The organism is Paraburkholderia dioscoreae, from assembly GCF_902459535.1.
GTDB classification, from domain to species: Bacteria; Pseudomonadota; Gammaproteobacteria; order Burkholderiales; family Burkholderiaceae; genus Paraburkholderia; species Paraburkholderia dioscoreae.
This window is the reverse complement of sequence record NZ_LR699553.1, coordinates 1515699-1529297: the sequence shown is the minus strand read 5'-3', so window position 1 is coordinate 1529297 and position 13599 is coordinate 1515699. Positions and strand designations below refer to the sequence as shown.

Sequence of the window (13599 nt, the reverse complement as noted above, 5' to 3'; positions counted from 1 at the left end):
TCAAAGAATCCATTCAGATTGTCTGGAGGCGCGGTGCTTCGACGAGACGGGCCATATGCAGCACATCGGCCAGGATGCCGTCGCGCAGCGCGAAACCGCGCGAATAACCTTCTTCGACAAAGCCGAACTTGCGATACAGCGCGATGGCCGGCGCGTTGTCGGAAAACACCGTCAGGTCGATGCGGCGCAAACCGAGCGAACCGTCCGCGCAGTCGATCAAACCCTGCAGAAGCGCCGAGCCGACACCGCGCCCATGATACGCGTCGTGCACGGCCAGCCCCATATGCGCACAGTGCGCGCGGCTCGGCCGGTGAACCTCGAGACCGGCGTGGCCGACCACGCGTCCGTCGATAATCGCGCACACGTTCACGCCGCTTTTTAGGCGCCGCTCATACCACGCCGCGAGTTGTTCAGGACTGCGATAGCCGACCGACAGCGTGCCGCGCCGCACACCGGGCAGGCTCATGATCTCGGCGAACGCGTCCATGTCAGACGATTCGAGCGCGCGAACCAGAATACATTTCTCGTGCACGGCGCCGTCCGGCGACCTTGTTTCTTTCATGGTCTTATTCCACTGCAAGATGGGTGGCCGATAGCGGCGACATCCACGGTGCCGGCTCGCGCAGCCGCGCCATGAAATAACAGTCGATCAAAACGCCGCGACGCAATACCGCACCGCGCTGATGCGCTTCGATCTCGAAGCCGCACTTGCGATAGAGCGCGAGTGCCGCGTGGTTGTCGGTGTAGACATGCAACTCGACTCGGCGCAGACCAAGCCAGTTGTCGGCCAGATCGAGCAGTTCGGTCATCAGCGCACGTCCGATGCCGCGCCGCTGCCATGCGTCGTGTACACCAATGCCGATCGAAGCGGCATGCGCGCGGCGCCCCTTGAATGGACTGAGGCTCGCCTCCCCGACCAGCGTGTCGCCCACCGTCGCAGCGATCGCAATTCCGGGGGCCTCGAATTCTTCCAGGTGCTCTCGTGTGCTGGCAACAGTCCGAAACGGCATCTGCGGATTGCCGTTCATCGCCACGGGCATTTGCAGCATGGCGTGAAACTGTTCCGTGTCTGCCACGCGCAAGGCGCGCAGCGTCAGGCCCTCGGGCAAGCTCTCAGGCTTTGATTCTATTTTTTCGTGTCGATCCATAGGCTCATAACGTCAATTCGAATGACTTCACCAGAATGCCGGGCAATTGCATGCCGCCCGTGGCGCGCTCGCCCCACGTCGAGTCGCTCAAAAGCAGTTCGGCCTGCGCGCCGAGTTGTTCGAGTTCGCTGCCTAGCAAACGGTACAGGCTGTCGTCGAAACGCATGGCCTCGAGCGGGGCGACGATTTCTCCGTTCTCGACCCAGAAAGTCGCGAAGCGCGTCATGCCGGTGAGGCGGCAATTCATGCGGTCCGAGAAGTTCACGTACCAGAGATTGCCGATGTAGAGCCCGGTACCGAGTTTCGCCAGCACGTCTTCTTCAGGCAGATCGCCTGCTTGCATCGAGAGCGCGGCCGGTGACTCGCCGGCGAGCGCACCATTGGGTGTCAAGCCGTATTCGCGCGCACTGCGTGCGTTGGTCAGCCGCTCTGCGCTGCGGCCAGCCTGGATCAACGGGACGCTGTCGCGCAGATAGCCGTCGTCGTTGAAGCCGGGCGTGATGCCGAGACTCAGATCTTCGCTGATCGTTACGCGCGGGTCGACTACGACTTCTCCCACATGCAGCTTGTACAACTCGCTGCGTGAACTCGCCTGCGCGCGAGCGGAAAAGCCGCTCCACGCGGTGACGCCGAGCAGTTCGGACAACGCCGCGGGCGCCAGATAGGAACGGTAGCGTCCCGGCGCCAACGCGCGCGGCGCGCGCGCGAGCACGGCAAGGCGGGTCGCGGCCTGCTCGACTTTGCGCGCGAACACGGCGTCGCTCCAGTCGTCGCCGGCGTAGGTCGTTTTGATCGCGCGGCCACTCGGGTCGTACAGCGACCAGCTGAAATTGAAGTTATCCACTTCATACCAGCCGCGGCTGCCGCTCGTGGATGCGAAGCCGCGCACGATCGTGCCGCCGGCGTAAAACCCCACGAAATCCAGCCCTTGCGCGCATTGCGCGACGACACTCGCGAGGCCGTCAGGGTCCGGCAGCTTGCCTGAACGCTGGGTGGTCCGCTCCCATTTCGACGTGTCGAACAGCAGATGCGGATCGTCCGCCGCGTCGCGCAACCCCTCTCGCAAGGTGACGAGCGTGGCGCTCACTTCGTCGAGATCCTGTTGCAGATCGCCGCACACGGTCAGCGTGGAATACGCCTGACGTGCACCGTCGATCAGACGCAAGGTCAGCTTGCCTTGCGACACGCTGCCGGTCTGTCGCACCTTGCCCGAATTGAAACGAATGAAATCGGACTGCTCGCCGGCAAACGAACTGAGCGTGGTTTCGCCACCGTGCTGCAGGCGCCCGATTGCATCGGCGAGCGCCGTGAAATGCCGTTGCCAGTCCACCGACGTGGCCGCGCGCGAAGAGATGAACTGGCTCATCATGCGCCTCCGAATACGTCGATATGGCTGAATACGCAGGCCGGCGACGCATGGCCCACGCGAATGATCTGCGCCGGTTCGCCCTTGCCGCACATGGACGTGCCATACACTTCACGCGTGGCCGCATTGCCCACCGCGCTCAGGCTGCGCCAGAAATTCGCCGAAATGCCGCGATAATTCGGCTGTTTGACGATCTGCGTGAGCTTGCCGTTTTCGATCAGTTGACCGAACTCGCAGCCGAACTGGAATTTGTTGCGATGATCGTCGATCGACCATGACGTATTGGTGCGCATCAGAATGCCGTGTTCGATGTTGCCGATCATCTCTTCCAGCGAACTCTCGCCAGGCTCGATATTCAGATTCGCCATGCGGTCGATCGGCGGCCGGTTCCAGTTCGACGCGCGCGAATTCGCCACGCCCGGCATGCGGGCTCGCTGCTGCGACAGCGCGCCGCCGAGCGGACGCTCCAGCACGCCGTTGCGAATAAGGTATTGCTTGTGCGCTTCGGTGCCGTCGTCGTCGAAGGCGTAGGCTGCCGCTTCCTCGCGCAACTCCGGGTCGAAGGTGACGTTCAGCAATTCGGAACCGTAACGGTATGAACCGAACATGTCCTGCTTGACGAAGCTCCAGCCCGCGAAATTGCGTTCGTCGCCGAGAATGCGGTCTAATTCGAGCGGATGGCCGATCGATTCGTGAATCTGCAGCATCATCTGGTCGGGCATCAGCAACAGATCCCGCTTGCCCGAGGGACAATTCGGCGCGGCCAGCAATTGCAACGCTTCGTTAGCGACGCGCGCGCCCGAACCTTCGAAGCCAAAACGCGCCAGCACTTCCATGCCGCCCTGCCCGAGCGTGCCGTAGTTGCCACCGAGCGTGCGCACCTGGGTATCGCCGTTCGCGTGCGCGGCCACGCTCAATTGCGGCATCACGAAGCGGAACTGCTGGTCGATCCGCACGCCGTCGCCCGTCATGTAGAGCTGATCCGTATGCGTGATCTGCACCGCCGCCACACGCTCCACGATTCTTTCGTCGAGATTGGCCGCAGTGCATTCCGCACTCAAACGGTCGAGCCATTCGGCGCGGCTCGGCAACGCATGTTGCGCATTCGGCGACACGTATTCACCGCTTGCCGCCGGACGCGCGACTTCGCGGTGGTCGATCAACGACAAGGCGGCGCTCGCTTCCGCGCGTGCGGTGGCCATGTCGAGCGCCGCCTGCAAACCCGCCGCCGACAGATTCGCGGTTGCGGCATAGCCCGCGCCCGCACCCACCCAGGCGATCAGCATCGCCCCGCGATCCCGCACCGTGCGCAGCGGTTGCGCGATATCGTTGCGGATCTCGTGATCGTCGATCTGTTCGTCGACTATGCGCAGCGACCAGAATGCCGCGCGGCTCTTCAGCGTACGGGCGGCCTGCGCCCAACGTTCGTCAATCATTGGCTTTTCCCGTATGAGTCGCGGCGGCGCCCGGCTCCGGCACATTGAGCGACGACGCCAGCAGCGACTGGGTGTAAGGATGCGACGGCGCATGCAACACGTCGAGTATGTCGCCGGCTTCCACTATGCGTCCCGACTTCATCACGATCACACGATGCGCCATGGCTCGCATCACCGCCAGATCGTGCGTAATGAACAAATAGCTTAGCTTGTACTTTTTCTGCAGATTTGTCAGCAGATTCAATACCTGCTTCTGGATAGAGACGTCGAGCGCACTGGTCGGTTCGTCGAGCACCAGCAACTCCGGTTCGACCGCCAGCGCGCGCGCAATCGCAATGCGTTGACGCTGGCCGCCGGAGAACTCATGCGGATAACGCAGCATCGCATCGGCGGGCATGCCGACCTCTTCGAGCAGGCTGCCGACGCGCGCGCGCCGCGCCCTCGCATCCACTTCTGGCCGATGCACGGCAAGGCCTTCGCCGATGATCTGCTCGACCGTCATGCGCGGCGACAGCGAGCCGAACGGATCCTGAAACACGACTTGCATGCGCGAATACAACGCGCGGCGCGACTTCGCTGTTTTGAGCGTGGAAAGCGGCAAGCCGTCGATATGGATATGGCCGGCAGCCGGCTGTTGCAGACCAAGCACCGTTGCCGCCAGCGTCGATTTGCCCGAACCGGATTCGCCGACAATGCCGAGCGTTTCGCCGCGCCGCACGCTCAGATCGACGTCATGCACCGCGCGGAATGTCGAGCGGCCGAACAGCGAACGCCAGCCTTTCGCCGACGTGCGGTAGTCGACAGCCAGCCCCTGCACTTCCAGCAGCCGGCGCGCGCCCTGCTCGACCGGCGCCACCGCGCGTTGCGGCTCGCTGTCCAGCAGGCGCCGCGTGTATGGATGCTGCGGGTTCGCGAACAGTGCCTCGGTCGTATTGGTTTCGACCAGTACGCCCTTTTCCATCACCGCGACGCGCTGCGCAAAACGCTTCACCAGATTCAGATCGTGTGTGATCAGCAGCACGGCCATGCCGCGTTCGGCCGCTTCCTGCTCCTGCAAGGAGATCAACAGATCGACGATCTGCTGGCGAACGGTGACGTCGAGCGCCGTGGTAGGTTCATCGGCAAGCAGCAAACGCGGGCGGCAAGCGAGCGCCATCGCGATCATCGCGCGCTGCCGCTGGCCGCCGGACAGTTGGTGCGGAAAGCTGTCGATACGCCGCTCCGGTTCGGGAATACCGGTGCGCCTGAGCAACTCGATGCCGCGCTCGCGCGCCGCATTCGGCCGTAGACCTTCATGCAGACGCAAACTCTCGGCAATCTGCTTGCCGATCGTGAAGAGCGGATTGAGCGCGGTCATCGGTTCCTGAAACACCATCGCCACGTCCGCGCCGCGCAGGCCACGCATCTGCTGCTCGGTTTTCTGCAGCAGATCTTCGCCGTCGAGCAGCATGCGGCCGCTCAATTCGGCGTGCTCGACGAGCCGCAAAATCGATAACGCGGTGACGCTCTTGCCGGAACCCGATTCGCCGACCAGTGCAACGCGCTCGCCGCGTGCAATGGAAAGACTGAGTTCATGCACGGCGACCTTGTCGCCGAAACGCACGGAGAAACGGTCGATTTCCAGTAGCGGCCGGCCGGCGGGTGCCTGGGTAGGCGCCTGAATAGTCGTCATCGCGGACCTCCGCCGAAAGCCGAACCACGCGAGCGCGTGTCCAATGCGTTGCGCAAAGCGTCGCCCATGAAGGTCAGCAACAGCAGCGTGATCACCAGTGCGGCAAACGCCGACATCGAGATCCACCACGCGTCGAGATTGTTCTTGCCTTCCTGTAGCAGTTCGCCGAGGCTCGGTGTGGGCGGCGGCACGCCGAGGCCGAGAAAGTCGAGACTGGTCAGCGACAGGATCGCGGCGCTCATGCGGAACGGCAGAAAGGTAATCACCGGTGTCAGGCTGTTCGGCAGAACGTGGCGCCACATGATCTGCCAGTTGCTAAGCCCCATGGTGCGCGCCGCCTTCACGTAATCAAGCGAACGATTGCGCAGGAATTCGGCGCGCACGTAGTCCGACAGAACGAGCCAGCCGAACATCGACAGCAGAATGAATAGCAGCCAGAGCGTGGGCTCGAAGATCGACGCAAAGATGATCAGCAGATACAGGTCAGGCATCGAACTCCAGATTTCGATCAGACGCTGGCCGATCAGATCCGTACGTCCACCATAAAAGCCCTGTATCGCGCCAGTCAACACGCCGACCACGACACCGGACACCGTGAGCGCCAGTGCCATCAACACCGACAAGCGGAACCCGTAGAGCAGCCGCGCCAGCACGTCGCGCCCGAACTGATCCGTGCCGAGCCAGTTACTCGTAGTAGGCGGCGCAGGATACGGGTGCGCGGCGAAATAGTCGATCGTGTCGTAGTGGAAATGATTCGGCGGATAGATCGCGAAGTTGCCGTTCGATTCGAGCCGCGAACGGATATACGGATCGAGGTAGTTCGCACGCGCCGGAAAGTCGCCGCCGAACAGCGTCTCCGGATAGTCCTTCACAATTGGAAAGTAGTAATGCCCGTCGTAACGAACAATCAACGGACGGTCGTTGGACAGCACCTCGCCGAGCAGGCTGATCGCGAACAGCGACACGAAAATCACGAGGCTCCAGTAGCCCAGACGCTGCTGCCTGAAGCGCAGCCACGTACGCCGCCACGGAGACGGCGACGCCGCGTGCGCCGCGCCGGCCGCGTCAGCGGTCCAGGCGGTTGAATTGGATGCGGGGGTCGACGAGGACATAGCAGACGTCAGCAATGAGTTTGGTTACAAGGGCGATCAGCGTGAAGAGAAAGAGCGATCCGAGCACGACCGGATAATCACGGCGGATCACCGAGTCGTACGACAGTTGGCCCATGCCGTCGAGCGAGAACAACGTTTCGATCAGCAGATTGCCGTTCAGAAACGCGCCGACGAAGGCCGCCGGCAAACCCGTGAGCAATGGAATCGCAGCGTTGCGCAGCACGTGTTTCCACAGTACGTCGCGCTCCGGTGCGCCCTTGGCGCGTGCCGTCAACACGTACTGACGGCCGATTTCCTCCAGAAACGTGTTCTTGGTCAGAATCGTGACGATCGCGAAGTTGCCGACCACCGAAGCCGTGACCGGCAGCACGATGTGCCAGAGATAGTCGAGTACCTTCCCGAATGCGCTGAGATCGTTGAAGTTATCCGATGTGAGACCGCGCATTGGAAACACCTGCCAGAATGTGCCGCCGCCGAATAACATCAGCAGCAATACGCCGAGCACGAAGCCGGGAATTGCATAGCCGGCGAGTACCAGCACGCTCGTGACGGTATCGAAACGCGAGCCGTTGCGCACCGCTTTCGCGATCCCCAACGGCACCGATATCAGATAGGTGAGCAGTACCGTCCATAAACCTAGCGTGATCGATACGGGCAGCTTCGATTTGATCACGTCCCACACGCTGTCGTGCTGATAGTAGGACTGGCCGAGATCGAACGTCGCGTAGCGCCTGAGCATCAGCAGATAGCGTTCGAGCGGTGGCTTGTCGAAGCCGAACTGCTTCTTGATCTGCTCGATCTGCTGCGGATCGACGCCCTGGCTGCCGTGATAGCCGCCGCCGCCCGCCCCCGCCTCTCCGCCACGGCCGGCGCCGTGGCGGAGTTGCGTCATCACCTGTTCGACCGGCCCACCCGGCACGAACTGCGTGACGACAAAGGTCAGTGTGACTACGCCGAGCAGGGTCGGCACCATCAACAGTAATCGTCTGAGAATGTAGGCGAGCATGCGATGCCTCAGTGGGCCGTAGCCGTGGTGGAAGATGCGCCCTGGGCGGTCGGCGCCTTGTTGTACCAGTAGTCGATCACCCAGTCTTCGTATTGATACGACATGGGCACTTTGTCCGGATGACCCAGCGTCGACTTGTAGCCGATTCGTGCCCCCGGAGCGTAGTACTCCGGCACGAGGTAGAACGAATAGATCAGCACGCGATCCAGTGCACGCGTCGCTGCTTCCAGGTCGTCGAGATTGTCGGCAGAGAGGGCCGAATGAATGAGCGAGTCGACCGCTTTCGAACGAATGCCCGGATAGTTTTCCGAACCGATCTCCGACGCCGCCGCGCTGCCGAAACGGCGCGTCAATTCAGCGCCTGGAATCGTGACCGGCGGATAGATGAAGGTGGTCATATCGTATTCGAAGTTGTCCAGCCGCTTCTGGTACAACGCACTGTCGATCTCGCGCATATGCGCCTGAATGCCGAGCATGCCGAGCGCCTGCATATACGGCAGGATCAGGCGGTCCATGCCGGGCTGGTCGTCCATGATTTCGATCGTCATGGGCGTGCCGTGGGCGTCGCGCAGCGCGCCGTCACGATAGTGCCAGCCAGCCTGCGCCAGCAGATCGCGCGCGACTCGCAGATTGCCGCGCAAGGAGTTCGGTGCGATCGTGTCGGGCTGCTTCAGCATGGGACCGAACACTTCTGGCGGTACGCTCGCTCTCAACGGTTCAAGCAAAGCCAGTTCCTTCGGTCCGGGCATGCCGGTCGCGCCGAACGGACTCGCTTCGAAATAACTGCTCGTGCGACGGTATTGACCGTAGAACATCATGCGGTTCATCCAGTCGTAGTCGAAGGCCATCGTCAACGCGTGCCGCACGCGCGGATCCTGGAACATCGGCTTGCGCAGGTTCATGAGCATGCCTTGCATCTGCGCGGGACCGTCGGCGAATTCGCCCTTCTTCAATAGTCCATTGTCGAAGTTCTTGCCGACGTATTTGCGTGCCCACTGCGTTGCGCTGTATTCGACGACAGCATCGGCATCGCCAGCCTTGAATGCTTCCAGTTGCGTGTAGTGGTCGCGATACAGTTTGAAGGTGATGCGCTCGAAACGGAACATGCCGCGCCGCGACGGCAAATTGGCAGCCCAGTAGTCCGGGTTGCGGCGATACACGATCTCCTTGTCGTTCTTGCGCGCTTCGATCAGATATGCGCCGCTGCTGATCGGCGGGGCGACTGCGATCTGGTCGAATGGCGGACGTTTGCCGTCGGGCTGCATGCCCCACTTCGGCGAGAAGATCGGCAAATCACCGGCAATCAACGGGGCGTCTCGCTCCGCGTGTTTGAAATCGAAGCGGATTGTGTTTTTGTCGATCACGATCGCATTCTTGATGACCGAGAACTGCGCATTGAAGAGCGGCGACGCTTTCGGACCCGTCAATGTGTCGAACGAGTATTTGACGTCGGCAGCGGTGATCGGATCGCCGTTCGAAAAGCGCGCGGCAGGATTGATATGGAAAGTCGCCGAGCTCAGGTCGGACGCGACCTCGACGTCGTTAGCAATCAACGGATACTCGGACGCGAGTTCGTCCCAACTCCGCTGCATCAGCGTGTCGAACATCAGATTCAGAATGTCCGGTGCGGGCGCGCCACGCACCAGAAACGGATTCAGCGAATCGTAAGTCTGCAGTTCGTTGTAGTTCTCGAAACTGAGCGTACCGTTGGCCGGTGCGTCGGGATTCGCGTATTCGAAATGCGTGAAATCGGCGGGATATTTAGGCTCGTCGTATTGCGCAATCGAGGGCCGGGCCTGCGCGCAGACCGTGCTCAATGCCAGACACGCACCGGCGTACAGCGCGATTCGTGCGGCGGTGCGAAGCCGCGGCATGGACGCTGCCGTCCGCGCGGCGCGTGGCCAGCGAAACTTCACAAGTCTCATCTTCGGAATGCGTAAGGACGCGCGCCGGCCTCAAGCCGGTGCGCGATAAGTCGAATCGGCGCGAGTGACGGCGTGACGCCGTCGCTCCCGTAGCTTTCCCCGCTAGCGCTGCGCTGGCCGGCTGCCCTCGCTCGCGGTGCTTCTGAACGAGCATTGTGCACGGGGAACTCCAAAGTACGTCCCTAACAAAACTGCGCCGCCCCGATACCGTTGAACGGAAACCGGAGCGGCCGACCGACTGGACAGACCGCCGGTAAGTCACGAACATCAAAGACTTCAGAAGCGGTACGACGCGCCAACCTGGAAGAAGCGGCCGATGTTGGTGTAAAGCGACTGGTCGTAACCCGTGATATCCGGGGTGGCCTGCCACTCGACGTCGAACGGCGGCTTGCGATCGAAGATGTTGTTGATGCCGCCGTAGATCGTCCAGTTCTTGAAGCCGCGATACGTGGCCATCAGGTTGAACTGGCTGTACGACGCCACCGACAGCGTGCCGCCGTCGCCGAACTCGGTCGCCACCGCGTTCGTGTACGGGCCAGTGTACTGCCATGTCAGCGTGGTGGTCAGCTTGCGGTAATCCCACGAGAGGCTGGTATTACCCTTCCAGCGCGGATTGGATGCACCGAACGGCTGCAGCAGCGCGAGGTTGTTGCCGGCGAAATCCTGCGTGGGCGCACCCGGGCTGTTCAGCTTGAAGTGCCACACGTAGGCCCAGTCGCCGGCCAGCGTGAACGTGCCGTACTTCGTGCCGACCGACTTGCGGAAGTTCATATCGAAGCCGTCGGTATCGAGCGAACCGAGGTTGACGAACTGTTCCTTGATGTAGGCCACCGTGCCGTCCGGATTGCGAATCACGTTCGACGGGTTGTTCGCATCCATCACCGCGTTCGGATCGTTCGTGCCGATCACGCCGTCGATGTGAATCTTGTAGAACGCCGCGCCGATATCCGTCGACGAATCCGGCGAGAGCTCGAAGCCGATGTTGTAGTTCTTCGTATGCTCAGGCTGCAGTGCCGGATTGCCGTTGACCTGTTCCGTCGTGAAGTGCTTGGTCGGCGTGCCGCTCGGGTCGTTCGGGTCCACCAGGTTCTGGTGGGCGAGATACGTTGCCTGTGAGTTCTCGACCAGCGTCGGCGCGCGGAAGCCGCGGCTGTACGATGCGTACGTCGTCAGCATCTTGACCGGCTGGAAGCGCAACGCGAAGCTCGGCGAGAAGGCGCCGCCGAAATCGCTGTAGTGGTCGTAACGGCCCGCTTGCGTGAACGTCAGGTTGTGGATGATCGGAATATCGACCTGATAGTACACGGCGGCCACGTTGCGCTCGCCGTCGACCGTCTGCACGTTGGCCGGCGCCGTAATCCCAAGCGCGCTATCGGTGCGCGAGTTGATCAGGTTGCTCTCGTGACGGAATTCCGTACCGAAGCCGACACCGACCGGGCCGCCAGGCAGATTGAACAGGTTGCCCGTCGAGGTTTTCGCAGTGACGCTGTCGAGCTTGGAGATCGCCTGCTCATAGTCGTTCTGGAACACGCCGTTCAAGCCGTTCGGCGTGGCCGACGGATTCGAGAAATTGAACACGCCGTTCTGCAGAATGTTCTCGACGCCAGCCACATTCAGCGCATTGCCGTAAGTCGTGTCGACCGTGCTCTGCGAATGGCCGTAATCCGCGGACCAATCCCAATCGCCGAACTTGGCGGTGGTGAACGAACCCTTCACACCGGTCATGGCACGCCAGAACGTCGACACCGTATCCGCCGAAACGGTATTCGGGAACGTGTAGTTGATCAACGTGGGCACACCGAACGGGTTGTACGGGTTGGTGCCCGAGACCGTGCGCGACAGCGGCAACGCCGAACCGGTGGCCGGGTTGAATGCGTTGGTCTGGCTGCTCAGCACCGCCGGACCTTCGTTCTGCACGGTTTCGTTGCGGCTCACCCAGAGGTCGGCGTAAGCCTGCACATCGTCGTTGACTTTGAAAGTGCCGCGCACTTTCGCATTCAGGCGCGTGATCGCCGGCACCAGCGAGGTGGTGCTGGCCGGATTCGATTTACACGTGGATGCGCCGTTCGCCGACACGCTGCCCGGCGGACAGGGGCTGAGTGCCATGTTGGTGCCGTCGGCCGTCGTCCAGTACGACTGCTGGTTCGGACCAAGCGGGCCCGCGAGGCCGCCCGGGAACTGGCTGAAGTCCTGATTCGCGGTCATGTCGCGATCGCCGAGCGACGAGCCGGTGTCGCGGTAATAGCTCGCGGCGGCCGTCACGTTGAAGCGGTCGCCGTTCAGATCACCGATACCGCCGAGCACGCTGAAGTTGCCCTGCGCGTCGCCCGGATGCTGCGCCTTGCCGAGCTGGCCGTCGATCTGCAGGCCCTGGAAGTCCTTCTTCGTGATGATGTTGACCACGCCTGCAATTGCATCCGAACCATACACCGACACCGCACCGGTCTTCACGATGTCGATGTGGTCGATCATGTTGAGCGGGATCGAATTCACGTCGAAGAACGTGTCGGTGAAGTTCACCGCCTTGCCGTAATTCGCCACCCGTTGCCCGTCCACCAGCACCAGCGTGTATTTCTCGCTCAGACCGCGCAATGCAATGCCGCCACCGCCTTGCGCGGAGCTGTTCATTGTCGTTTGGCCCCAGCTGCTCCCCGAGTTGGCGGACGTGCCGCGCAGGAAGTCGGCCACGGTCGTATAACCGCTTTGCTGGATTTCCTTGGGCGTGATGGTCTGGACTTCCGTGTTGCCGACCTTGTCCGACGTGCGGATCAGCGAACCGGTCACTTCAAATTTCTTGAGTTGCTGAACCCCTTTGCCGGTAGCCGTGGCAGTATTGTTATCCGTGGACGGTGTCGCAGCAGCGCCCGTTGCCGGTGCGCTTTCCGTCGTTGCGGCCGCCGCAGTGCCGGTAGCGGCCGGCTGGCTTTGCGCAAACGCCGGTACGGCGATTGCGGCCGACAATGCCAGTTCAGCCCAGACTATTCTTCTAATGGCCAGCGCCAATGCCCGTTGTTTCATTTTTCCCCTTCTCGCTCGTCAGTAAGGCCACAGCAGTATGTGATGAGAGGTCTTGTGAACCCCTCCACTCGATATACGGCGATCTTGCGCCGCGCTCCGTTAAAGCAACATCAAATAACTCAGTGTCGGACTACTAATTTATTGCAATCGGAACGCGTAGCGCTTGCCCAATTGCTGTCATCTCTGCCGCCACGCAAGTGGATTCCGCTATTTGCCAGCCTGATTTCCCCAAATCCTGAAAATAGACTTAAGTTATGCTTACAAATACGGCTTGACCTATTTTTTCGAAAGCATGGCCTGAAGCACTAAAACAATCTTGGCGTCCCCACCCACACGACCACCGCTTCTTCACGTGCGGTATTGGACCAGGAGTGCGGCACGGTAGACTCGTAATGCGCAGTGTCGCCCGCCTGCAACACGAACGTCGTACCTTCCAGCGTGAGCGAGATCTGACCGCTCATTACATATAGAAACTCTTCCCCCGCGTGCGTCGTGACCTCCGACGGATTCTGTCCCACCGGCATCCTGACGAGAATGACTTCCAGCTTGCTGCCAACCGACAGATTCGTGAGCCGCCCAAACAGATTGGCGCTTCCGTCAAAACCGAAGTACTTCAGATCACTCCCTCTACGCACCGACTTGTCTTCGGTCGGCGTGTCGACGAAGTACTGCACCGTGACACCTAAAGCTCGAGCAATACCAACTAGCGATGTAATCGAAGGTGTTGCGTGACCCCGTTCCACTTGCGACAGAAAGGGCTTGGAAATGCCCGCAGTCTTTGCCACTTCATCCAGCGTGCGCTTGAGCCGTTGGCGAAGCGCGCGGATTTTGCTTCCTATAGAGACTGCAACGTGTGCCTTGTTATTGAGTGGCAAAACCATAGCAAGACAGAATCCTGTAGTCAAAAATAGTTTGA

Annotated in this window: 10 protein-coding genes; all 10 read right to left on the bottom strand. The window is 61.3% G+C overall.

Going from position 1 to position 13599, the window contains the following annotated elements:
• Positions 1-13: 13 nt before the first annotated feature.
• On the bottom strand, positions 14-562 hold the full coding sequence (locus PDMSB3_RS06850) for a GNAT family N-acetyltransferase (protein ID WP_165185503.1): 549 nt from the start codon (positions 560-562) through the stop codon (positions 14-16).
• A gap of 4 nt (positions 563-566) precedes the next feature.
• On the bottom strand, positions 567-1148 hold the full coding sequence (locus PDMSB3_RS06845; RefSeq protein WP_007182462.1) for a GNAT family N-acetyltransferase: 582 nt from the start codon (positions 1146-1148) through the stop codon (positions 567-569).
• Positions 1149-1152: 4 nt separating this feature from the next.
• Positions 1153-2514, bottom strand: coding sequence for a TldD/PmbA family protein (locus PDMSB3_RS06840; protein ID WP_165187412.1), 1362 nt, complete (start codon positions 2512-2514; stop codon positions 1153-1155).
• Positions 2514-3950: a TldD/PmbA family protein gene (locus tag PDMSB3_RS06835; RefSeq protein ID WP_007182464.1), complete on the bottom strand. Its 1437-nt coding sequence runs from the start codon at positions 3948-3950 to the stop codon at positions 2514-2516. Before PDMSB3_RS06835 ends, PDMSB3_RS06840 begins: the two co-directional genes overlap by 1 nt.
• Positions 3943-5622 (bottom strand): ABC transporter ATP-binding protein, encoded by a 1680-nt coding sequence (locus PDMSB3_RS06830; protein ID WP_165185500.1) that lies wholly within the window; start codon positions 5620-5622, stop codon positions 3943-3945. The genes PDMSB3_RS06835 and PDMSB3_RS06830 overlap by 8 nt, the downstream gene beginning before the upstream one ends.
• On the bottom strand, positions 5619-6734 hold the full coding sequence (locus tag PDMSB3_RS06825; RefSeq protein WP_007182466.1) for an ABC transporter permease: 1116 nt from the start codon (positions 6732-6734) through the stop codon (positions 5619-5621). The genes PDMSB3_RS06830 and PDMSB3_RS06825 overlap by 4 nt, the downstream gene beginning before the upstream one ends.
• Positions 6688-7740 (bottom strand): microcin C ABC transporter permease YejB, encoded by a 1053-nt coding sequence (locus PDMSB3_RS06820; protein ID WP_007182467.1) that lies wholly within the window; start codon positions 7738-7740, stop codon positions 6688-6690. The genes PDMSB3_RS06825 and PDMSB3_RS06820 overlap by 47 nt, the downstream gene beginning before the upstream one ends.
• Positions 7741-7748: 8 nt before the next feature.
• Positions 7749-9665: an extracellular solute-binding protein gene (locus PDMSB3_RS06815; protein ID WP_035518209.1), complete on the bottom strand. Its 1917-nt coding sequence runs from the start codon at positions 9663-9665 to the stop codon at positions 7749-7751.
• A gap of 276 nt (positions 9666-9941) precedes the next feature.
• Complete coding sequence (locus PDMSB3_RS06810; protein ID WP_007182469.1) at positions 9942-12683, bottom strand: TonB-dependent receptor plug domain-containing protein; 2742 nt, start codon at positions 12681-12683, stop codon at positions 9942-9944.
• Between the two features lie 305 nt (positions 12684-12988).
• Positions 12989-13564, bottom strand: coding sequence for a helix-turn-helix domain-containing protein (locus PDMSB3_RS06805; protein WP_007182470.1), 576 nt, complete (start codon positions 13562-13564; stop codon positions 12989-12991).
• Positions 13565-13599 lie beyond the last annotated feature (35 nt).

Excerpts from the sequence above, each read along its gene's own strand:
- PDMSB3_RS06850 (WP_165185503.1), bottom strand. The coding sequence starts at position 562 with ATGAAAGAAACAAGGTCGCCGGACGGCGCCGTGCACGAGAAATGTATT.
- PDMSB3_RS06845 (WP_007182462.1), bottom strand. The coding sequence starts at position 1,148 with ATGGATCGACACGAAAAAATAGAATCAAAGCCTGAGAGCTTGCCCGAG.
- PDMSB3_RS06840 (WP_165187412.1), bottom strand. The coding sequence starts at position 2,514 with ATGAGCCAGTTCATCTCTTCGCGCGCGGCCACGTCGGTGGACTGGCAA.
- PDMSB3_RS06835 (WP_007182464.1), bottom strand. The coding sequence starts at position 3,950 with ATGATTGACGAACGTTGGGCGCAGGCCGCCCGTACGCTGAAGAGCCGC.
- PDMSB3_RS06830 (WP_165185500.1), bottom strand. The coding sequence starts at position 5,622 with ATGACGACTATTCAGGCGCCTACCCAGGCACCCGCCGGCCGGCCGCTA.
- PDMSB3_RS06825 (WP_007182466.1), bottom strand. The coding sequence starts at position 6,734 with ATGTCCTCGTCGACCCCCGCATCCAATTCAACCGCCTGGACCGCTGAC.
- PDMSB3_RS06820 (WP_007182467.1), bottom strand. The coding sequence starts at position 7,740 with ATGCTCGCCTACATTCTCAGACGATTACTGTTGATGGTGCCGACCCTG.
- PDMSB3_RS06815 (WP_035518209.1), bottom strand. The coding sequence starts at position 9,665 with ATGAGACTTGTGAAGTTTCGCTGGCCACGCGCCGCGCGGACGGCAGCG.
- PDMSB3_RS06810 (WP_007182469.1), bottom strand. The coding sequence starts at position 12,683 with ATGAAACAACGGGCATTGGCGCTGGCCATTAGAAGAATAGTCTGGGCT.
- PDMSB3_RS06805 (WP_007182470.1), bottom strand. The coding sequence starts at position 13,564 with ATGGTTTTGCCACTCAATAACAAGGCACACGTTGCAGTCTCTATAGGA.